Annotated in this window: 17 protein-coding genes; 10 read left to right on the forward strand and 7 right to left on the reverse strand. The window is 48.3% G+C overall.

Annotation, left to right across the window (positions count from 1 at the left end; translation table 11 throughout):
- Positions 1–76: 76 nt before the first annotated feature.
- Together HMPREF2865_RS08055 and HMPREF2865_RS08060 are read left to right on the forward strand one after the other, a co-directional pair.
- On the forward strand, positions 77–868 hold the full coding sequence (locus HMPREF2865_RS08055; protein ID WP_070646667.1) for a fimb protein: 792 nt from the start codon (positions 77–79) through the stop codon (positions 866–868).
- Between the two features lie 260 nt (positions 869–1,128).
- Entirely contained in the window at positions 1,129–2,688 is a 1,560-nt protein-coding gene (locus tag HMPREF2865_RS08060; RefSeq protein ID WP_049331125.1) for a TerC family protein, read from the forward strand.
- 63 nt (positions 2,689–2,751) lie between these two features.
- Here the strand turns inward: HMPREF2865_RS08060 and HMPREF2865_RS08065 are convergent, their stop codons facing one another.
- The gene (locus HMPREF2865_RS08065) at positions 2,752–3,855 is read right to left on the reverse strand and encodes an anhydro-N-acetylmuramic acid kinase (protein ID WP_070646668.1); all 1,104 of its coding nucleotides are present in this window, start codon (positions 3,853–3,855) and stop codon (positions 2,752–2,754) included.
- 153 nt (positions 3,856–4,008) lie between these two features.
- On the opposite strand from HMPREF2865_RS08065, the gene HMPREF2865_RS08070 reads away from it, so the two are divergent.
- Positions 4,009–5,583, forward strand: a complete 1,575-nt coding sequence (locus HMPREF2865_RS08070; RefSeq protein WP_070646669.1) for an inorganic phosphate transporter — start codon at positions 4,009–4,011, stop codon at positions 5,581–5,583.
- A 347-nt stretch (positions 5,584–5,930) separates the two neighbouring features.
- Here the strand turns inward: HMPREF2865_RS08070 and HMPREF2865_RS08075 are convergent, their stop codons facing one another.
- The 3 genes from HMPREF2865_RS08075 to secA all read right to left on the reverse strand — a co-directional run bounded on the left by HMPREF2865_RS08075 (position 5,931) and on the right by secA (position 10,472).
- Complete coding sequence (locus tag HMPREF2865_RS08075; RefSeq protein WP_070606914.1) at positions 5,931–6,368, reverse strand: ProQ/FINO family protein; 438 nt, start codon at positions 6,366–6,368, stop codon at positions 5,931–5,933.
- 117 nt (positions 6,369–6,485) lie between these two features.
- Positions 6,486–7,586 carry a chorismate synthase gene (aroC, locus tag HMPREF2865_RS08080; protein WP_070646670.1) on the reverse strand — a complete coding sequence of 367 codons (1,101 nt, stop codon included), beginning with the start codon at positions 7,584–7,586 and terminating at the stop codon, positions 6,486–6,488.
- Between the two features lie 132 nt (positions 7,587–7,718).
- Positions 7,719–10,472 (reverse strand): preprotein translocase subunit SecA, encoded by a 2,754-nt coding sequence (secA, locus tag HMPREF2865_RS08085; RefSeq protein WP_070646671.1) that lies wholly within the window; start codon positions 10,470–10,472, stop codon positions 7,719–7,721.
- Between the two features lie 154 nt (positions 10,473–10,626).
- Here secA and HMPREF2865_RS08090 point away from each other — a divergent pair, with 154 nt between their 5' ends.
- The 7 genes from HMPREF2865_RS08090 to argF all read left to right on the forward strand — a co-directional run bounded on the left by HMPREF2865_RS08090 (position 10,627) and on the right by argF (position 16,415).
- The gene (locus HMPREF2865_RS08090; RefSeq protein ID WP_070646684.1) at positions 10,627–11,049 is read left to right on the forward strand and encodes a DciA family protein; all 423 of its coding nucleotides are present in this window, start codon (positions 10,627–10,629) and stop codon (positions 11,047–11,049) included.
- Between the two features lie 291 nt (positions 11,050–11,340).
- The gene (gene azu / locus HMPREF2865_RS08095) at positions 11,341–11,919 is read left to right on the forward strand and encodes an azurin (RefSeq protein WP_070646672.1); all 579 of its coding nucleotides are present in this window, start codon (positions 11,341–11,343) and stop codon (positions 11,917–11,919) included.
- Positions 11,920–12,011: 92 nt separating this feature from the next.
- Positions 12,012–12,521: a hemerythrin domain-containing protein gene (locus HMPREF2865_RS08100; protein WP_070646673.1), complete on the forward strand. Its 510-nt coding sequence runs from the start codon at positions 12,012–12,014 to the stop codon at positions 12,519–12,521.
- Positions 12,522–12,555: 34 nt separating this feature from the next.
- The gene (locus HMPREF2865_RS08105; protein WP_070646674.1) at positions 12,556–13,176 is read left to right on the forward strand and encodes a glucose-6-phosphate 1-dehydrogenase family protein; all 621 of its coding nucleotides are present in this window, start codon (positions 12,556–12,558) and stop codon (positions 13,174–13,176) included.
- 111 nt (positions 13,177–13,287) lie between these two features.
- Positions 13,288–14,421, forward strand: a complete 1,134-nt coding sequence (dapE, locus tag HMPREF2865_RS08110) for a succinyl-diaminopimelate desuccinylase (protein WP_070646675.1) — start codon at positions 13,288–13,290, stop codon at positions 14,419–14,421.
- Positions 14,422–14,519: 98 nt separating this feature from the next.
- Positions 14,520–15,275 (forward strand): methylated-DNA--[protein]-cysteine S-methyltransferase, encoded by a 756-nt coding sequence (locus tag HMPREF2865_RS08115; RefSeq protein WP_070646676.1) that lies wholly within the window; start codon positions 14,520–14,522, stop codon positions 15,273–15,275.
- Positions 15,276–15,419: 144 nt separating this feature from the next.
- Positions 15,420–16,415 (forward strand): ornithine carbamoyltransferase, encoded by a 996-nt coding sequence (argF, locus tag HMPREF2865_RS08120; protein ID WP_070646677.1) that lies wholly within the window; start codon positions 15,420–15,422, stop codon positions 16,413–16,415.
- A 98-nt stretch (positions 16,416–16,513) separates the two neighbouring features.
- On the opposite strand, the gene HMPREF2865_RS08125 is transcribed toward argF, so the two are convergent.
- From HMPREF2865_RS08125 to HMPREF2865_RS08135, 3 genes are all read right to left on the reverse strand, one after another.
- Complete coding sequence (locus HMPREF2865_RS08125; protein WP_070646678.1) at positions 16,514–17,500, reverse strand: TraB/GumN family protein; 987 nt, start codon at positions 17,498–17,500, stop codon at positions 16,514–16,516.
- A 38-nt stretch (positions 17,501–17,538) separates the two neighbouring features.
- The gene (locus HMPREF2865_RS08130) at positions 17,539–17,784 is read right to left on the reverse strand and encodes a DUF1289 domain-containing protein (RefSeq protein ID WP_049329517.1); all 246 of its coding nucleotides are present in this window, start codon (positions 17,782–17,784) and stop codon (positions 17,539–17,541) included.
- A gap of 353 nt (positions 17,785–18,137) precedes the next feature.
- On the reverse strand, positions 18,138–18,470 hold the full coding sequence (locus tag HMPREF2865_RS08135) for a hypothetical protein (RefSeq protein WP_070646679.1): 333 nt from the start codon (positions 18,468–18,470) through the stop codon (positions 18,138–18,140).
- Positions 18,471–18,619: the final 149 nt, after the last annotated feature.

The raw sequence follows: 18,619 nt of genomic DNA on the forward strand, positions 1-18,619 counted from the left end.
CAGCATATTTAAATATCTCATTTATATTTTAAGCTATACATAATATTTATAGAAAAATAATATCTTATTGTTATCTATGGAAAACGCACATAAATTACATTCTTCATCACGCTTTCGGTTTGCATTAAAAAATGCGGCATGGCATTTGTTGATTAGTCTGATTTTGGCAGGATTGGCCGCTTTGTTGGTATTTGGAGTTTGGTATCCTTATCCGTATGCCGAGCTGACAGGTGGATTGGCTTTATATAAACTGGTTATTTCAGTAGATATTGTTTGCGGCCCGTTGCTGACTTTGATTCTTGCCAGTCCGAGCAAGAAACTTAAAGAGAGGATTATTGATTTTTCCTTAATCGGCATGATTCAGCTGGCTGCTTTAATTTATGGTTTGTACAGCGTATCTTTGGCGCGTCCAGTGGTTGCTGCATTCGAAACCGATAGGATAAATGTGGTAACTGCTGCAGAAATTGATGTCAATGACTTGAGCCATGCTCCGAAGGATTTGCAGGGTTTATCTTGGTTTGGCGTGCGTCGTGTTGGGTTACGTGAAGCAATGAGTCCAGATGAGGCTAACCAAAGTCTTGATTTGTCTTTGAAAGGTATTGAACCGAGTATGAGGCCTTCTTGGTGGTTGCCAGATTCGCAACAGGAACGTGAGAAAATTCGTAAGGTAATGAAACCGTTGTCTGTCTTGGTAAAAGCCCGTGGCATGAGTGAGGAATCAATTTTTAAACAGGCTTCATTGGAAAACAATGGGAAAGAGTTGTATTTCTTGCCGTTTACCAGTGCGCGAAGTAAAGAATGGGTTGTGATATTGAATGATCAGGCAGATTTTTTGGGTTATGCGCCGATTGATGGTTTTATCAAGTAAGAAAAGGCCGTCTAAAAGCTGGTAAGTGATGGTATGGGCTGTTTTTAAAAGAAAATATGCTGTCAGACTTTGCCTTTCTTTCGTCAAACTGATAAACTGTTTGCCACTATTTTTGACCGGGGTATAAATTTTTCATGAAAGACGCAGAGCAGAGTAGTTGTTATACCGCTTCTTTCTCTTTATTTATGCCCGAACTTTGGCAGTCTGTCCGTTTTAAGCGGAACGGCTGCCTTTTTGTATTTTAAAGGAACGCAATCATTATGGATTTCAGTTGGTTGGCCGAGCCGCATACTTGGATAGGCTTTGCCACGCTTCTGGTTTTGGAAGTTGTTTTAGGTATTGATAACCTTGTTTTCGTAGCAATTTTGGCAAACAAGGTCAAACCGTCGCAACGGGATAGGGCGCGGATAACGGGCTTGGGTTTGGCTGTCGTTATTCGGATTTTCATGTTGGGCTTCATGGCGCACATCATGACGCTGACTCGACCTTTGTTTGAGTTGGGCGGCTTGGAGATTTCCGGCAAAGACATGATTATGTTTGCCGGCGGTATTTTCCTGCTTTATAAAGCGACTACCGAGCTGCACGAACGCCTTGAAGGCCACAATCAATTTGCTGTTGCTGAAGGGCAGAAGAAGCATTCTTCCTTTTGGGGTGTTGTGGCGCAAATTTTGATTTTGGATGCGGTTTTCTCTATCGATTCTGTTATTACGGCAGTGGCGATGGTGGATCATATTGTGGTGGCAATGGGGGCGGTTGTTGTGGCGATGACTGTGATGATTTCTGCCAGCAAACCGTTGACTGCCTTTGTGGACAAGCATCCGACCGTTGTGATGTTGTGTTTGGGTTTCTTGTTGATGATTGGTTTCAGCCTGATTGCGGAAGCCTTCCATTTCCATATTCCGAAAGGCTATTTGTATGCGGCGATCGGCTTCTCGATTTTGATCGAACTGTTTAATCAGGTTTCGCAAAAGAATGCCCGCAAAAATGACTACATCAGCACTTCTTGGCGTAAGCGCACTGCTGAAAATGTGTTGGGTATGATGGGTATCCGCGAAAGTATTTTGGCAAAAGCAGGCGATAACGGCGGCGATGACGAGCATTTTGAAGAAAACGAAAAATCCATGATTCGCAGCGTGCTGACTTTGGCGGAACGCCCGATTATGGGGGTGATGATTCCGCGTCGGGAAATCGAGAAATTGGATATTTCCCAAAGTCGGGAAGAACAAAATGCGCAGTTGAAAAATACGCCGTATAGCCGTTTGTTGGTTGTCGGCAAGGCAGGTGTAGATGAGCCTTTGGGCTATATCAGTAAAAAAGATTTGCTGAACCAGCTGCTTGAATCAGGGGAAATCAATATTCAGACGGCCTTGCGCCAACCATTGATTTTGCCGGACAGTACGACGGCGTTAAATGCGATTGAATTGTTCCGTCAAAGCAGCGCGGATTATGCCTTGGTGGTGGATGAGTTTGGTGCGGTGTTAGGTATGGTAACCATGAAAGATTTGTTGGAAACCATTGCCGGTGAATTCCCCGAAGAGTTTGAGCGTGAGGAAGAAGAAGCTGCTCCAGCCAGTCAGGATGAAACACTGTCTGTGGATGGTGCATTGGAGTATGTGGAATTGGCTTCACAGTTAAATCTGCCTGCTCAAGAGGAAGACGCGGACTTTCATACCGTTGCCGGTTTGATTATGGAAGAATTGCAAAGTATTCCTGATGTGGGCGACTTCATCGATTATCATGGCTGGCGTTTTGAAGTGGTTGAGAAGGACGGACAACGGATTGCCCGTGTGAAAATCAATCGTTTGCCGGAAGAAGAATAAGGAAAGGCTAATATAGTAAAGGCCGTCTGAAAATGTTCAGACGGCCTTTTTATTGATTTAACTTTAGTTGCCGTAATGTCCCGAGCCTAAGATTCGGTGTGAATGTGCGCCGGTTGCATGGTGGGGATTGCTCGGGACTTGATGGCACCAACAGGCTGCAAGCCAGGCAAAAGCAGCGGCTTCGACCCATTGCGGGTCAAGATGGAGCTTGGCTGTGCTGTGTAATTTGGTGTCGGGAGAAAACAGGGTTCCCAAGTCTTGCATTAAAACCGGATTGCGAATGCCACCGCCGCAGATATAAAGATGATGAATCTCCGGAGCAGCTTGTTTGGTCGCATCAAAAATGGTTTGTGCGGTATAAAAGACCAATGTGCGTATCACATCTTCCGGCTTTTCATTACCTTTCAGACGGCCTTGAAGCCAGCTTAGGGAAAACAACTCTCGGCCTGTACTTTTGGGATAAGGGCGGCTGAAGTAAGGATGGTCGAGCAGGTTAGCGAGCAGGTCGGGGAGGATTTTGCCTTGTGCGGCTTTTTTCCCGTTTTTGTCGTAAGGCTGCTGCCAGATATGTTGCATCCATGCATCCATCAGCATATTGCCGGGGCCGGTATCGAAGCCGAAAGAAGGGCTGTCGGGTGGAAGAATGCTGATATTGGAAATGCCGCCAATGTTGAGTACGGCGCGGGTTTCATTCGCATCTTGAAACAACGCTTCGTGAAAAGCGGGGACGAGGGGCGCACCTTGACCGTTGCAGGCAAGATCGCGGCTGCGGAAGTCGCCGACCGTGAAAATGCCGGTTAGTTCGGCTAATAGGGGGAGGTTGACCAGTTGAATGCTGTAACCGTGTTCAGGCGCATGGCGGATGGTTTGTCCGTGGCAGCCGATTGCGGCAATGTCTTTGGCCGACAGGTTTTGTTCTGCCAATAGTTGTTGGACGGTTTGGGCGTATAGGCGGCTGAGTGTTTGCGCCAGGATATTGCTTCTGTGCAATTCATTTTCGCCTATGTCTTGCAGTGCCAACAATTCTTGGCGCAGGCCGTCTGAATAGGGTAGAAAGCTGTGGGCAACGGCGCGTTGCCATTGCTTGCCCTGCATTTGAATCAGTACGGCATCGGCACCGTCCATGCTGGTTCCTGACATGATGCCGATATAGTATTGGGGTTGCATTTCGGTTACAGAAAGAGAAGGTAAAACGACATTTTAACGCCTTTTGACGTTTTTACGGGAATTTCGGCATTTAATGTAAATAGTTGGTGCAAGAAAGATTACAAAAAGGTTAAAATAACGCGACTCAACATGTTTTCCAAAAGGAAACTTTCCATGGCTCAAACTCAGTCGAGTGCGAACTTGAAGCTGATTAATACGGCTTTTGCCGCTATGCTTGTGAGCATGGTCGGCTATTTTATTTATTGGGGTTTGGGTTATACCCACTACAACCACTCCGGCCTGTTTATCCTTGCTACCTTTTTCGGCGTCTTCATGGCGTTTAATGTGGGTGGTAACGATATTGCCAACTCTTTCGGTACAAGTGTCGGCTCCGGCACATTGACCATTCCGCAAGCCTTGCTGATTGCGGCAGTATTTGAAGTCAGCGGCGCAGTGATTGCCGGTGGCGAGGTAACAGATACCATCCGTAAGGGTATTGTCGATTTGAATGGCATGCATCTGGATCCGATGCAGTTTGTCTTTATTATGATGTCTGCGCTTTTGGCTGCGGCATTGTGGCTGCTTTTCGCATCACGCAAAGGCCTGCCGGTTTCCACGACACATGCCATTATCGGCGGTATCGTCGGTAGTGCCTTGTGTATGGCGGCATTGAACGGTGTGGATTCCGTTGCGCTGATTCAATGGGACAAGTTGGGCGAAATTGCCTTGTCTTGGATTTTGTCTCCGGTATTGGGCGGCATCGTTTCCTATCTGTTGTTTTCACGAATTAAGAAAAACGTTTTGGACTACAACTCTTGGGCCGATAATACGCTCAAAGGCATCAAGCTGGAGAAGAAAGCCTATAAAGAAGAGCACCGCCTGTTTTTTGAAGCCTTGAGTGAATCTGAAAAAGTCGAATACGCCACCAAAATGGCGCACGATGCCCAAATTTATGATGAGCCGGACTTTGATCCTGAAGAATTGCAGTCTGAGTATTATCGCGGTCTGCACCGCTTTGACAGCCGTAAGGGCGAAGTAGATTCTTACAAAGCCCTGCATTCCTGGGTGCCGTTTATTGCTTCTGTCGGCGGCATGATGATTGCGGCCATGCTGATTTTCAAAGGTCTGAAAAATCTGCATTTAGGTATGAGCAACGTCAACAGCTTCCTGACCATTTTCATGATCGGCGCGGCTATTTGGATGGGTACGTTTGTATTTGCCAAAAGTTTGAAACGCAAAGATTTGGATAAATCGACTTTCCAAATGTTCTCATGGATGCAGGTATTTACCGCTTGCGGTTTTGCATTCAGCCATGGTGCAAACGATATTGCCAATGCGATTGGTCCGTTTGCCGCGATTATGGATGTGTTGCGTACCAACAGCATTACTGCTCAAAACGCCGTGCCGCCAATTGCCATGTTGACTTTCGGTATCGCTTTGATCGTCGGCTTGTGGTTTGTCGGTAAAGAAGTGATTAAAACCGTAGGCACCAGCTTGGCAGAAATGCACCCCGCATCAGGTTTTTCTGCAGAGCTTTCTGCTGCCGCCGTCGTGATGGCTGCATCATTTATGGGCTTGCCTGTTTCCAGTACCCATATCTTGGTGGGTGCAGTTTTGGGTATTGGCTTGGTTAACCGCAATGCCAACTGGAAATTGATGAAACCGATCGGCCTTGCTTGGGTTATTACCTTGCCTGCTGCTGCCGTTTTGTCTGTGGTCAGCTATTTGGTTTTGCAAGCCGTGTTTTAACTGACTATTTGATTTAAAAAGGCCGTCTGAAAGATAGATTTCAGACGGCCTTTACTTATGTTCATAAGAGGGGATTTTAGTTTGCTTTAATGTCGAACAAATAATGTTGTTCAATGTTTGAACTGATACAAGAATAATCAAGGTAATAGAGAAATACCTTATTGGGAATAGCTTAGAAAAGATTTTGGTTTCAAAACTTGGCGTAGTGAGGGCAAATAAAGCTATTTTAATCAGCCCACTATAAGGTTAAGGTAATAAAAAAGCCCCAATTCATCGACGTTAAAGATGTCGTATTGAATTGGGGATCTCTATTCATTTAGTGCAAGCCTTAGCAGGCCGTCTGAAGATTATTCAGCAGCTTCGTTGGTCTCAGCTTGTGCAGGAGCTGTTTCTGCTTCAGCGGTAGCCTTAGCGGCTTGGCGTTCGGCTTGTGCAGCCAATGCCTGTTGAACGGCTGGGTGCTGTTGGGCGATGGTTTGTTCTTCTGCGCTGACTTCGCCTTTGAAGCGGTTGTTCAAGTCAAAACGTTTGCCGCCGCGAGCCAGGGCTTTCAGATAGCGCGGACGGCGGCAGTGGTTGGCCAGTACGCGTGCAATCAGTGCAGGGTCGTATTGGGGCAGGGCGGCAACCAAGTCTTGGTCGATACCGACGGCCAACGGTTTGAATCGTTTGAATACATCATATTTGCCGTAGATGTGGTCGGCAATCATGTCTGTCTGTTTTTTCTTACTCATGGTTTGGACGGCAGATTTCAGCGCAGCGCCCAAAGCGGTTTCTTGTGCCATTGCGGTTGTATTCCTCTAATATAAATCCGTATTTTCGTCATACGGCAATAAGGTGCTATTGTAGTATAAAGACTGTGATTTGGCTAAATTTTTCTGAGAATATTCAGAAATAAATGGTTATTGTCCCAGTTTGGCGATGTCCGGCGTATTGACCTGTACATCAGCATTTTGCGCACGATGGCGTAAGGCGTGATCGATCAAGACCAATGCCAGCATGGCTTCGGCAATCGGGGCGGCGCGTAATCCGACGCAGGGGTCGTGGCGGCCGTGTGTGGCAAGCTCGACAGGATTGCCTTCTATATCGATGCTGCGGCGCGGTGTGGCGATGGAACTGGTCGGTTTAATGGCAATATTCACATGAATGTCTTGTCCGGTGCTGATGCCGCCCAAGATGCCGCCTGAGTGGTTGGATAGAAAGCCTTGAGGCGTGAGTTCGCCGCCATGTTCGCTGCCGCGTTGCGTTACGCTATTAAAACCTGCACCGATTTCCACGCCTTTGACGGCATTGATGCCCATCATGGCATAGGCAATTTCTGCATCGAGGCGGTCAAAAACTGGTTCGCCTAAGCCGACAGGGACGTTGGCTGCTTCGATATGAAGTTTTGCGCCGACAGAATCCAATGATTTGCGCACGCTGTCCATATAGTTTTCCAAGTCCTCAATTTGGCTTTGGTTTGCGGCAAAAAAAGGATTTTGGGAAATATATTCGTAGCCTTCAAACTGGATTTCTTTTTCGCCGACTTGGGTAACATAGGCGGTAATTTCAGTACCGAATTTTTCTTTCAGCCATTTTTTAGCGACTGCTCCGGCGGCAACGCGGGCAGCGGTTTCGCGGGCGGAGCTTCTACCGCCGCCGCGATAGTCGCGTGTACCGTATTTGTGCCAGTAGGTGTAATCGGCGTGACCGGGGCGGAAGCTGATGGCGATATTGCCATAGTCTTTGCTGCGTTGGTCGGTATTGCGGATCAGGAGGGCGATGGGTGTACCGGTGGTTTTGCCTTCGAATACGCCGGAGAGGATTTCGACTTGGTCGGCTTCGCGGCGTTGGGTAACGTGGCGGCTGGTGCCGGGTTTGCGGCGGTCAAGGTCAAATTGGATATCCGCTTCGCTCAATTCTAATCCGGGCGGGCAGCCGTCAATGATGCAGCCCAAGCCTGCGCCGTGGCTTTCGCCGAAAGTGGTAACGGTAAAGATTTGTCCGAAGGTATTGCCTGCCATAGGGATACTCTTTTGAAATTGGGTTTGGAAATTTTTTACTTGTTTGGATAATTCTCAGGCCGTCTGAACGGTGAAACGAGAATCTTTGACTTCGTTGTCACATCTGTTCAGACGGCCTTTTGAGATGACTGCTTAGTTCAATTTACCGTGGCACTGTTTGTATTTCAGGCCGCTGCCGCAAGGGCAAGGATCGTTGCGGTGAACAATCAGGCCATTTTGTGCAAGCGCTTCAGGGCTGAAGTCTGTGCCGTCAGGATCGAATGCTTCGGTAACCAAATTGGTTTGCGATTGACCGAGCAATTCTTCCATATCAGGAGCATCGGAGTGGACAGTTTGAACATCGCTGACGCTTTGTGCAGCAGTGTGGTCGTATTCGCTGTTGCGCTCGATTTGAACGGCGGTCAGCAAAGCGGCAATGTTTTGTTTGATACCACGCCACAGGTTTTCAAACATGGCGAAAGCTTCGCGTTTGTATTCCTGTTTTGGATTTTTCTGAGCATAGCTGCGCAGGTGGATGCCTTGGCGCAAGTAGTCCATAGCGGCGAGGTGTTCGCGCCATTGGTTGTCGATAACTTGCAGCATAACATTGCGTTCGAAGTCAGACATAGCCTGTTTGCCGACCAATTCGACTTTTTCGGCGTATTCTTCTTCGATGCGCTTGATGAGGCGTTCTTTAATGTCTTGGTTGTCCAAAGTGCTGTCTTCTTTCAGCCAGCCTTTAATATCGACATGCAGGCGGAAATCGGCGGCAAGTTGGTGCTCCAGTGCCGGAATGTCCCATTGCTCTTCCATGCTGTCAGGAGGGATGTGGTAATCAACCAAGTCGCTGATAACGTCGGCGCGGATTTCGCGGGTCAAATCGCTGACGTCTTTAGTCGTCAGAATTTCGTTGCGTTGATGGTAAATCACTTTACGTTGGTCATTGGCAACGTCATCGTATTCCAAAACCTGTTTACGCATATCGAAGTTGCGGCCTTCGACTTTACGTTGCGCGCCTTCGATTTGACGGGTCAGCAGGCCGTGTTCGATGGCAACGCCGCGTTCAGGTGCCAAGCGGTTGAGGATGGCGGCGGCACGGTCGAGTGCGAAGAGGCGCAGCAATGGGTCTTCAAACGACAGATAGAAACGGCTGGAGCCGGGGTCGCCCTGACGGCCGGCGCGACCACGCAACTGGTTGTCGATACGGCGGCTTTCATGGCGTTCCGTACCGATAATGTGCAAACCGCCTGCGGCCACAACTTGGTCGTGTTCGGCTTGCCAACCGCTTTCAAGGGCGGAAATTTGCGCTTGTTTTTGCTGTTCGCTCAGGGTTTCATCGGCGTGGATGGCTTCGATTTGATGTTTGAGGTTGCCACCCAAGACAATATCGGTACCGCGGCCGGCCATGTTGGTGGCAACGGTAATTGCGCCGACTTTACCGGCTTGAGCTACAATCAATGCCTCGCGCTCGTGTTCTTTGGCGTTCAGAACGTTATGTGGCAGACCGGCTTTGTGTAACAAGTCAGAAACCAGTTCGGAGTTTTCGATGCTGGTTGTACCGACCAAAACCGGTTGGCCGTTTTTGTGGCATTCGGCGATGTCTTTGACGACGGCTTCAAATTTTTCTTCGGCTGAGCGGAAGATTTGGTCGTTGAAGTCTTTACGTTGTACAGGACGGTTGGTCGGGATGATGACGGTTTCGAGGTTGTAAATGCTTTGGAACTCGAAGGCTTCGGTGTCGGCCGTACCGGTCATGCCAGACAGTTTGCTGTACAGGCGGAAGTAGTTTTGGAAGGTAATAGATGCAAGCGTTTGGTTTTCGCGTTTGATTTCTACGCCTTCTTTGGCTTCAACGGCTTGGTGCAAGCCTTCGGACCAGCGGCGACCGGCCATCAGACGGCCTGTGAATTCGTCCACAATCACGATTTCGCCGTCTTGGATAACGTAGTGTTGGTCTTTGTGGAACAGGGTGTGCGCACGTAATGCTGCCATGAGGTGGTGCATCAGGGAAATATTGGCGGCAGAGTAGAGCGAGTCGTTTTCCTGTAATAAGCCCATTTGTGTCAGGATTTGCTCGGCGTGTTCGTGACCGGCTTCGCTCAGAATAACTTGGTGTGCTTTTTCGTCCACCCAGTAATCGCCTTCGCCTTCTTCGGTTTCTTGGCGGATAAGGTGGGCCGGAACGGCATCCATTACGCGGTAGAGCTGGATGTTGTCATCTGCCTGGCCGGAAATAATCAGCGGCGTACGCGCTTCGTCGATCAGAATGGAGTCCACCTCGTCGACTACGGCAAAGTTCAATTCGCGCTGAACTTTGTCGTATTGGTCGGTAACCATATTGTCGCGCAGGTAGTCGAAGCCGAATTCGTTGTTGGTGCCGTAAGTAATGTCGGCACCGTAAGCGGTTTGGCGTTCGAAAGGTTGCAAATCGGCTACGATCACGCCGACGCTCAAGCCTAAGAAATTGTACAACGGCTCCATAATGCCTGCGTCACGGGAGGCGAGGTAGTCGTTGACGGTAACGACGTGTACACCTTTTCCTGACAATGCATTCAGGTAAACGGCAAGGGTGGCCACCAATGTCTTACCTTCACCGGTACGCATTTCGGCGATTTTGCCGTTGTGCAGCACCATGCCGCCGATCAGCTGTACATCGAAGTGGCGCATGCCCAATACGCGGCGGGATGCCTCGCGGCAGACGGCAAAGGCTTCAACCAAAATATCATCTAGCGTTTGTCCGTCAGCGAGGCGTTGTTTGAATTCGGCGGTTTTGGCCTGTAAATCTGCGTCGCTCAACGCTTTCATCTGTTCTTCGAGTGCATTGATTTTAGCAACGGATTTACGATATTGTTTCAGCAGGCGGTCGTTGCGGCTGCCGAAGATTTTCTTAGCAATGTTTGTCAGCATGAATAATTCCTGCGCCTTGATATAATAGTGGGCGAAATTGGGATTTTAACACAAGCGCTTGTATAACGCGGTAATGCTGTTTGAAATAAAGGTGGTTTTGCTGTATTTCAATTGTAATTGTTTGGTTAATTTACTGAAAGGCCGTCTGAAATATATGGATTTAGCACAATTGGGTAAACGCGACCGCTTATTGGCGGGCTTGTTGCAACAATCGCAACAATGGCGGAAATTGGATGCAAAAATCAAAACGGTTTTGCCGATCAACCTGCATCCGCATTTTCAGACGGCCTGTATTGAAGACGGAAGACTGGTTTTGCTGGCCGCCAACAATATGACTGCTTCGCGTTTGAAAATGATCCTGCCCGCCATATTGCCCAAGTTGCAAGCATTGCATGACGGGATACGGGAAGTGGTGGTCAGGGTGGTCCCCAACCCTCCTCCTCAGCCGAAAACCAACAGCTTGCGATTGAGCGAGGCTGCTTTGGACAGCTTCGATGCGGCTGCGGCCAAATTGGAAGGCAAGCATCCCGAATTGGCAGCGGCATTGGCAGAATTGGTACGCAAGCACAGCCGCTAAAATCATGCCGAATGAGATTATGGTTAATAAATGTTAAAGCTTATTTCATTTGACCGATAGCATCTAATACTAAAGAAATACGACCTAAACAGTAACTGTTTTCTTTTAGGTAAACTGATGTAAACTTGGCCTGAAATTTTGATTTCGTGTGAAGTTTGTAGCAAAATAACGCCTGAATTTCTTATCACTCTGCGTGAATAAGTTTAAGTTTGGCATTTGTCTTTGTTAATATATTCGCGCGGGTTCTATTAATAGAACTTAACAAGACTCTCATCATTAGGAGATACATCAATGAAAGCTTATCTGGCTCTGATTTCCGCTGCCGTTATCGGCTTGGCTGCATGCTCTCAAGAAGCTGCAAAACCTGCTGAAGCACCTGCTGCTTCCGCTGCTTCTGAAGCTGCTCCTGCAGAAACTACTGCACCTGCCGATGCCGCTCCTGCCTCTGAAGCTGCTCCAGCCGATGCTGCCGCCGCTCCTGCTGCCGGCAACTGCGCAACTACTGTTGAAGCCAACGACGCTATGCAGTTCAACACTAAAGAAATCCAAGTAAGCAAAGCTTGTAAAGAATTCACCATCACTTTGAAACACACTGGTACCCAACCTAAAGAAAGCATGGGTCACAACATCGTCATCGGTAAAGCCGAAGACATGGACGGTATTTTCAAAGACGGTGCCGGTGCTGCTGCAACTGACTACGTTAAACCTGACGACGCACGCGTTGTTGCCCACACCAAACTGGTTGGCGGCGGCGAAGAAGCTTCCTTGACTCTGGATCCTGCTAAATTGGCTGACGGCGAATACAAATTCGCTTGTACCTTCCCAGGTCACGGTGCTTTGATGAACGGTAAAGTTACTTTGGTTGACTAATCCGCCTCAAGCTCGAAAACAGACAGCCTGCCTTGCGCAGGCTGTTTTGTTATAATCTGGAAACATTAATTTAAGAATAAAACCTCAAAACCATGAATCCGTTTGAAACCAAAAGCGTTACTTTTGCCGAACCCATTGAAATGTTGTACGCCTGTCATGGCAAAGTACGCCGTTTCTGCAGCCAGGTTGCCATGTTGTCGGACTATATTGCCGAAAACGGCTGCAATCAAATCGTTTTGCAAACCATCCGCCAAATTGCCCAGTATTTCAACGTTGCCGCGCCGTTACACCATGAAGATGAAGAAGAAAACTTCTTTCCGCTTTTATTGCAATATGCGCCGCAAGCTCAAGAAAGCGTTGACGAGCTGTTGCGCCAACATGTCAGCCTGCATAGCAATTGGGCGGCGGTATCCGCTGAATTTGCCAAGCTTGAAGCGGATAACGCCTATATTCCTGATGCCGAGGCATTCAAACGTTTTGTCGCGGGATATGATGTTCATCTGGCGATTGAAGAGCCGCTGTTTGATATGGGCAAAACCTTTATCCCTAAAGAAAAACTGACCGAAATCGGCGAAATTATGGCCGCACGCCGCCGTAAATAAGGCCGTCTGAAACAATCGTCTCAAGGAATACACTATGCTGACCCCAAAAAGTTGCGATTTGTTCAATATCCCTTTTTTCCAGTTTTCCCAGCTTAAAAAATACCAGCCTGAAAGCATTCCGCAAATCAAGGCAGACTATAAAGAAAACTGGCAGGTATGGCAGCAGCTGATCCAGCAGGTTGCCGCTGAATTGGGTGCGCCGTTCGCGCCGCCGCATATCGAACGCTGGTGTAACGGCTGGCAGGTTCGCGCTCATTTCTTTGCCTATTTCAAATACGAACAATATAAAAATTCCGCAGCGATTTTGTCGATTTTGCTGAATCGCCGCCGTCTGAGCGTCAGCTTGGACTGGCATTGCTATAAAGCCGATGTTTCCCCCATTGCACTGCCTGATTACAACCGCTGGCTGGATAATTTTGACACTGAAAAATACGCTTCCTTCGATATGTGGCACGGTGCGGAAAGCGAATATGACGATTATCGTACCGTTGCCCAACAAAGCAACGGCGATAGAAAGATTCGAGACGACAAAGATTTCTTCTGTATCGGGAAACACATCGAACGCGATGATTTGGGCAAGCAGGATGTAGTGAAATGGATAGTGGAAACAGTGGAAGACTTACTGCCGCTGTATGAAGCTTGCCATGGAAAATAACTCAGAATACCGAAAGGCAGACTGCCTATTCAGTATCTTCAAATAAATCAAGGCCGTCTGAAAATTATATTCAGAACATTTCAGACGGCCTGTTTCTCAAAGTGAACAAATATGACCGAAACTCAATCCCTAGAGCTTGCCAAAGCGCTGATTTCCCGCCCGTCCGTTACGCCGGATGACCAAAACTGCCAACAACTGCTGGCCGAACGTCTGCAAAAAATCGGTTTTGCCGTAGAGGAGCTTCATTTTGGAGACACCAAAAACGTTTGGTTGCGCCGCGGTACTCAGGCTCCGGTGTTCTGCTTTGCTGGGCATACCGACGTTGTGCCGACAGGCCCTGTTGAAAAATGGGATTCGCCTCCGTTTGAACCGACCGAGCGAGAAGGCCGTCTATATGGCCGCGGCGCGGCAGATATGAAAACCAGCATTGCCTGTTTCGTTACCGCTTGCGAGCGTTTCGTTGCCGAACATCCCGATCATCAAGGCAGCATTGCGCTCCTGATTACTTCCGACGAAGAGGGCGATGCGCTGGACGGTACGACCAAAGTCGTTGATGTGTTGAAAGCGCGCGGCGAGTTGATTGATTACTGTATCGTCGGCGAACCGACTGCCGTGGATAAATTGGGCGATATGTTGAAAAACGGCCGCCGCGGCTCGTTGTCGGGCAACCTGACCGTCAAAGGCAAGCAAGGCCATATTGCCTATCCGCATTTGGCAATCAATCCCGTGCATACTTTTGCCCCGGCATTGCTGGAGCTGACACAAGAAGTCTGGGACGAGGGCAACGAATACTTTCCGCCGACCAGTTTCCAAATTTCCAATATCAACGGCGGCACAGGCGCGACTAACGTCATTCCGGGCGAGCTGAACGTCAAATTCAATTTCCGTTTCTCTACCGAGTCCACCGAAGAAGGTCTGAGACAACGCGTCCACGCCATTTTAGACAAACACGGCGTGCAATACGATTTGCAGTGGTCTTGCTCAGGTCAGCCGTTTTTAACTCAGGCAGGAAAACTGACCGACGTGGCACGCGAAGCCATTGCCGAGATTTGTGGTGTTGAGGCCGAATTGTCCACCACCGGCGGCACTTCGGACGGACGCTTCATCAAAGCCATTGCCAAAGAACTCATCGAGTTAGGCCCGTCTAACGCGACCATCCACCAAATCAACGAAAACGTACGTTTGGAAGATATTCCGAAACTGTCGGCAGTGTATGAAGGTATGTTGAAACGTTTGTTGAAGTGAAAAGGCTGTACCGTAGGCTTTGAAAAACGATAGGGCGATACGATTCTTTTGCTCTTTTTGTTTTCGTTTAAGTTATCGATAATTGGACAAGGCAAAATATGATTACTCTGCCTTCTTTAAACGACCTTCCATCAAGGTGGAATGAAATCCGAGAGCAGTTGGAAACTGACTTTCCCGTTACTCTCGAAGCTTTGCTGCACGAGCGTCTTACGGAACACGAAGCCAAGCAGTTCGAGCAGGATTTTATCGACCGTATCGGCTGCACGCCCGAAGAATATGTCCGTATCCGCCGAGCCATCCGTCTGTTGGAAGCGCGTTATCCTGATAGTCCGAACGAACTGACTGCGGCCGCGGTTGCCACGCCGTTGGGCGAGATGTTGGCGGTGTTCGGCAGCAAGGGTTTGTGTCTGCTGGAATTTGTCGGGCAAAAACATATGGAACAGGAAATCATGGCTGTCCAAAAAGCTTTGCGCGGGCAGTTTATTTTCCAAGAAAATGAGCAAACGCAACTTTTGCGCCAAGAATTGGATTTATACTTTCAAGGCCGTCTGAAAGTTTTTGCGACGCCTTTGGAAACGATAGGTACAGCCTTTCAGCAGCAGGTATGGAATGCGCTGCTGACTATTCCTTACGGCGAAACACGCAGCTACAAGGAGCAGGCGCAACAGTTGGGTAATCCTAAAGCCGTCCGCGCCGTTGCCGCTGCAAACGGGCAGAACAAGGTGTCTATCCTGATTCCCTGCCACCGCGTTATCGGCAGCGACGGTAAGCTGACCGGCTACGCAGGCGGTTTGAATCGCAAACAATCGTTGCTTGCTTTGGAGCGAGGCGAGGTTCAGACGGCCTTGTTTTGAGTTTTGATAGAGCATAAGGGGTCGCACTATGGGCAGGCTTCGCACACTGAAAAATTGAGCAGCAGAAGGTCGGTGGAAGCACGACGAAATCTGCATGGAGAAAAATGTTGGGCAACGCCCACGCTAGAAAAAGAGAAATAAGACATGAGCCTGAAAAACCGCCATTTTTTAAAACTTTTGGATTTTACGCCAGAAGAAATCACTACCTATCTTGACCTTGCCGCCGAATTGAAAGCTGCTAAAAAAGCAGGGCGCGAGGTGCAGCGGATGCAGGGAAAAAACATTGCCCTGATTTTTGAGAAAACATCAACCCGCACCCGTTGCGCGTTTGAAGTGGCCGCGCGCGATCAAGGGGCAGAGGTAACTTATCTGGAGCCGTCTGCCAGCCAAATCGGGCATAAGGAAAGCATTAAGGATACGGCGCGTGTTTTAGGGCGGATGTTTGACGGTATCGAATATCGCGGTTTTGGACAGGATGTGGTGGAAGAGCTGGCCAAGTATGCAGGCGTGCCTGTGTTCAATGGTTTGACCAACGAGTTCCACCCGACCCAAATGCTCGCTGATGCGATGACGATGCGCGAGCATAGCAACAAACCTTTGAACCAGATTGCGTTTGCCTATGTCGGCGATGCGCGGTACAACATGGCCAATTCGTTGCTGGTGTTGGCTGCGAAACTGGGCATGGACGTGCGTATCGGTGCACCGAAAAGTTTGTGGCCGTCTGAAAACATTATCGAGACAGTGCAGGCTGTTGCCAAAGAGACTGGTGGACGGATTCTGTTGACGGAGAATGTGCAGGAAGCCGTAAAAGGCGTGGATTTTATCCATACCGATGTGTGGGTCAGCATGGGCGAGCCTAAAGAGGCTTGGCAGGAGCGTATTGATTTACTGAAAGGTTACCGCGTTACGCCCGAATTAATGGCTGCGGCTGAAAATCCGCAAGTCAAGTTTATGCATTGCCTGCCTGCTTTCCATAATCGCGAAACCAAAGTCGGCGAATGGATTTATGAGACATTCGGCCTGAATGGCGTGGAAGTAACGGAAGAAGTCTTTGAAAGCGAAGCCAGCATTGTGTTTGATCAGGCAGAAAACCGGATGCACACGATTAAAGCGGTGATGGTAGCGGCATTGGGCGATTGAGTTTTGCGCTCAACGCTGCTTACCGCTTCATTTAATAGAGATTAAATAAAGGCCGTCTGAAAGAAAGACTTTCAGACGGCCTTGTTGTTTGATTGGGTTTATTGCCAAATCAGGACTTTGGGTTCGGGCGTTACTTGATAGCCTTCTTGACGCAATAGTTCGATTAGGCCTTTTTCGCTGGGTAAATGGGCAATGCCGACAGCAAAGAGGGTGCTTTGTTTGGCCGATTGCTTGCGGATTTCAGGCAGCCATGCCAAGTTGCGCCGAATCAGGAGATCGTTTTTCAGCCAATCGGACATGGCTTTGGCGTATTTGGTATCAACAAGTTTGAGGGTGCGCTGTTCGGTTTCTTCCAAAAGTGGGATGAGTTCTTCAAAGCGGCCGTCTGAATAGGCTTGATGGAGTTTTTTGATATCTTCGGTTTCTTCTTTATTGGTTTTAATACTGGCTTTCAGAAAGTTGAGCATGGTTTCTTCAGGCTGTGCTTTGAAGATCGCGGTAACATCGTCCAAGCTTTCTAATGAACCACGCGGTTTGTTGATATTGACTGCTGCGTTGGTCAGCAACATATCTGCACCGGTTTCTGCGCTATATCCTTGGGGAAATGCGCTGCCGGCAAAAACCAATGCTGCCCACGGGTGGAGTTTGTCGGCAATTCTGGCGATGGGTCGGCTTTCTTCATTTTTTGAATAGATTTCTTGTAAAAGACGGAAATCTGTTTTGCCAAGCTTGCGGCTGAGCTGTTCGGTACTCATGACTTCTTTGAAGTATTTTTGATACATTTTTTTCGTTTCCGGACTGCTGTCCGGTAATGCGTCAACTTCTGTGGTCAGTTGGTCGGTGGATTGCAACAGTTTGAGGGCATCGGAAGACAAGGTCTGATTGGTTTGCCCCATGTGGATGGTGCCGAGCAGGTAGGAATCGGGTTGGCCTTCTTTGCTGATTTTCCAAACATTGCTGGTCAGTTTAGGCTGCTGCCAGTTAAGTTCGGCTGGTTTGCTTTCGGGTGAGGTCGCGGCGGGTTTGCAGGCGCCCAAGGCGAGGGCGGTCAATGGCACAAGCAGGCAGGCAAGCAGTTTTTTCATGTTTTTCCTTATTGTGGTGTGCGGTAGGCAAGGGCAATTTAGAAATCGAGCAGGTTTTGAACCGGATGTTCTCCCGTTTCGGGTTTTTCCATTTTGCGGTTGCGGATTTTGGCTTTCCTGAGGGATAGAAGGTGCATGACTTGATGCTTTTGGCTGTCGGTCATCTGGAGCCAGTACAAGCGCTCTTCCCGGCTGCGCAGGCAGCCTTTGCAATAACCTTTGGCATTGGCTTCGCAGACACCTATACAGGGACTGGGGATGGGGAAAAAATCGGGTTGTTCCATATTTTAAAAGCGTTTGAGACAAGAGACCGGACAAACCAAAATTGTAGACTGCATTCGTATTTGTCTAAACACGATCGGTGTATCCAGCAGGGTTCCTACCAATATCCAATTGAGTTGATCATTTCAATAAGTTCTAGGCATAAAAAACCTAAGAGAAACCATAAATATATTGCAGATTATATCTTGTACTGCAATGGTATCGTATCGATTCAAAATGGGGGAGCAAAGTGTACAGTAAGGTCTCCAAGATCAATTACGGTATGTTTGGCAGAATCATGTTTTAATACAAATCTAGAGTTCCTCTATATTTTGATTTTCAGACGACCTTATGCTCAGCTCCAACTATTTGCACTTTATGACTTAATCAGTTTACGCAAAGACTGGTTGTTGTATTTGATATCGGCAATCATTCGGTCGTATTGGTGCATTCTACGGAGCGAGCGGGTAATCAGATAGACCGAGAAAAAAATCAAACTGATGTTCATCAGACTGACCAGTACGAGCAAAGGCCAAACATCAACGGCCTCATACCATTTCGATGTCGCAATCAGCGCACTGAAAATAGACAAAGGGAGTGCGAAAACGGCAATACCCGTACGCATGATAGCAAGTGCCGTGCGTTTTTCAGCAAGGAGAAGCTGTACTTGATTGATGCTGAGGATATCGTTTTGCTGTTCGGTAACCATAGGATACGCGCCTATACAAATTAACTTTGAATTCTGATAAAGCGGAAAATATGGTTTTATGTTACCCGAAAGTATTGAAAATAAAAACAAAGGTCGTCTGAAAATTTTCAGACGACCTTATATATTGCGTTCCATCAGGGGCGCATATT

The organism is Neisseria sp. HMSC073G10 (assembly GCF_001812605.1).
Taxonomy (GTDB): domain Bacteria; phylum Pseudomonadota; class Gammaproteobacteria; order Burkholderiales; family Neisseriaceae; genus Neisseria; species Neisseria subflava_A.

Bases quoted from the DNA above. Each gene is read 5' to 3' on its own strand.
- HMPREF2865_RS08090 (WP_070646684.1), top strand. From the start codon at position 10,627: ATGGATTTAGCACAATTGGGTAAACGCGACCGCTTATTGGCGGGCTTG.
- HMPREF2865_RS08075 (WP_070606914.1), bottom strand. From the start codon at position 6,368: ATGGCACAAGAAACCGCTTTGGGCGCTGCGCTGAAATCTGCCGTCCAA.
- HMPREF2865_RS08130 (WP_049329517.1), bottom strand. From the start codon at position 17,784: ATGGAACAACCCGATTTTTTCCCCATCCCCAGTCCCTGTATAGGTGTC.
- HMPREF2865_RS08105 (WP_070646674.1), top strand. From the start codon at position 12,556: ATGCTGACCCCAAAAAGTTGCGATTTGTTCAATATCCCTTTTTTCCAG.
- argF (WP_070646677.1), top strand. From the start codon at position 15,420: ATGAGCCTGAAAAACCGCCATTTTTTAAAACTTTTGGATTTTACGCCA.
- HMPREF2865_RS08055 (WP_070646667.1), top strand. From the start codon at position 77: ATGGAAAACGCACATAAATTACATTCTTCATCACGCTTTCGGTTTGCA.
- dapE (WP_070646675.1), top strand. From the start codon at position 13,288: ATGACCGAAACTCAATCCCTAGAGCTTGCCAAAGCGCTGATTTCCCGC.
- azu (WP_070646672.1), top strand. From the start codon at position 11,341: ATGAAAGCTTATCTGGCTCTGATTTCCGCTGCCGTTATCGGCTTGGCT.
- HMPREF2865_RS08135 (WP_070646679.1), bottom strand. From the start codon at position 18,470: ATGGTTACCGAACAGCAAAACGATATCCTCAGCATCAATCAAGTACAG.
- HMPREF2865_RS08070 (WP_070646669.1), top strand. From the start codon at position 4,009: ATGGCTCAAACTCAGTCGAGTGCGAACTTGAAGCTGATTAATACGGCT.
- secA (WP_070646671.1), bottom strand. From the start codon at position 10,472: ATGCTGACAAACATTGCTAAGAAAATCTTCGGCAGCCGCAACGACCGC.
- HMPREF2865_RS08060 (WP_049331125.1), top strand. From the start codon at position 1,129: ATGGATTTCAGTTGGTTGGCCGAGCCGCATACTTGGATAGGCTTTGCC.
- aroC (WP_070646670.1), bottom strand. From the start codon at position 7,586: ATGGCAGGCAATACCTTCGGACAAATCTTTACCGTTACCACTTTCGGC.
- HMPREF2865_RS08125 (WP_070646678.1), bottom strand. From the start codon at position 17,500: ATGAAAAAACTGCTTGCCTGCCTGCTTGTGCCATTGACCGCCCTCGCC.
- HMPREF2865_RS08065 (WP_070646668.1), bottom strand. From the start codon at position 3,855: ATGCAACCCCAATACTATATCGGCATCATGTCAGGAACCAGCATGGAC.
- HMPREF2865_RS08115 (WP_070646676.1), top strand. From the start codon at position 14,520: ATGATTACTCTGCCTTCTTTAAACGACCTTCCATCAAGGTGGAATGAA.
- HMPREF2865_RS08100 (WP_070646673.1), top strand. From the start codon at position 12,012: ATGAATCCGTTTGAAACCAAAAGCGTTACTTTTGCCGAACCCATTGAA.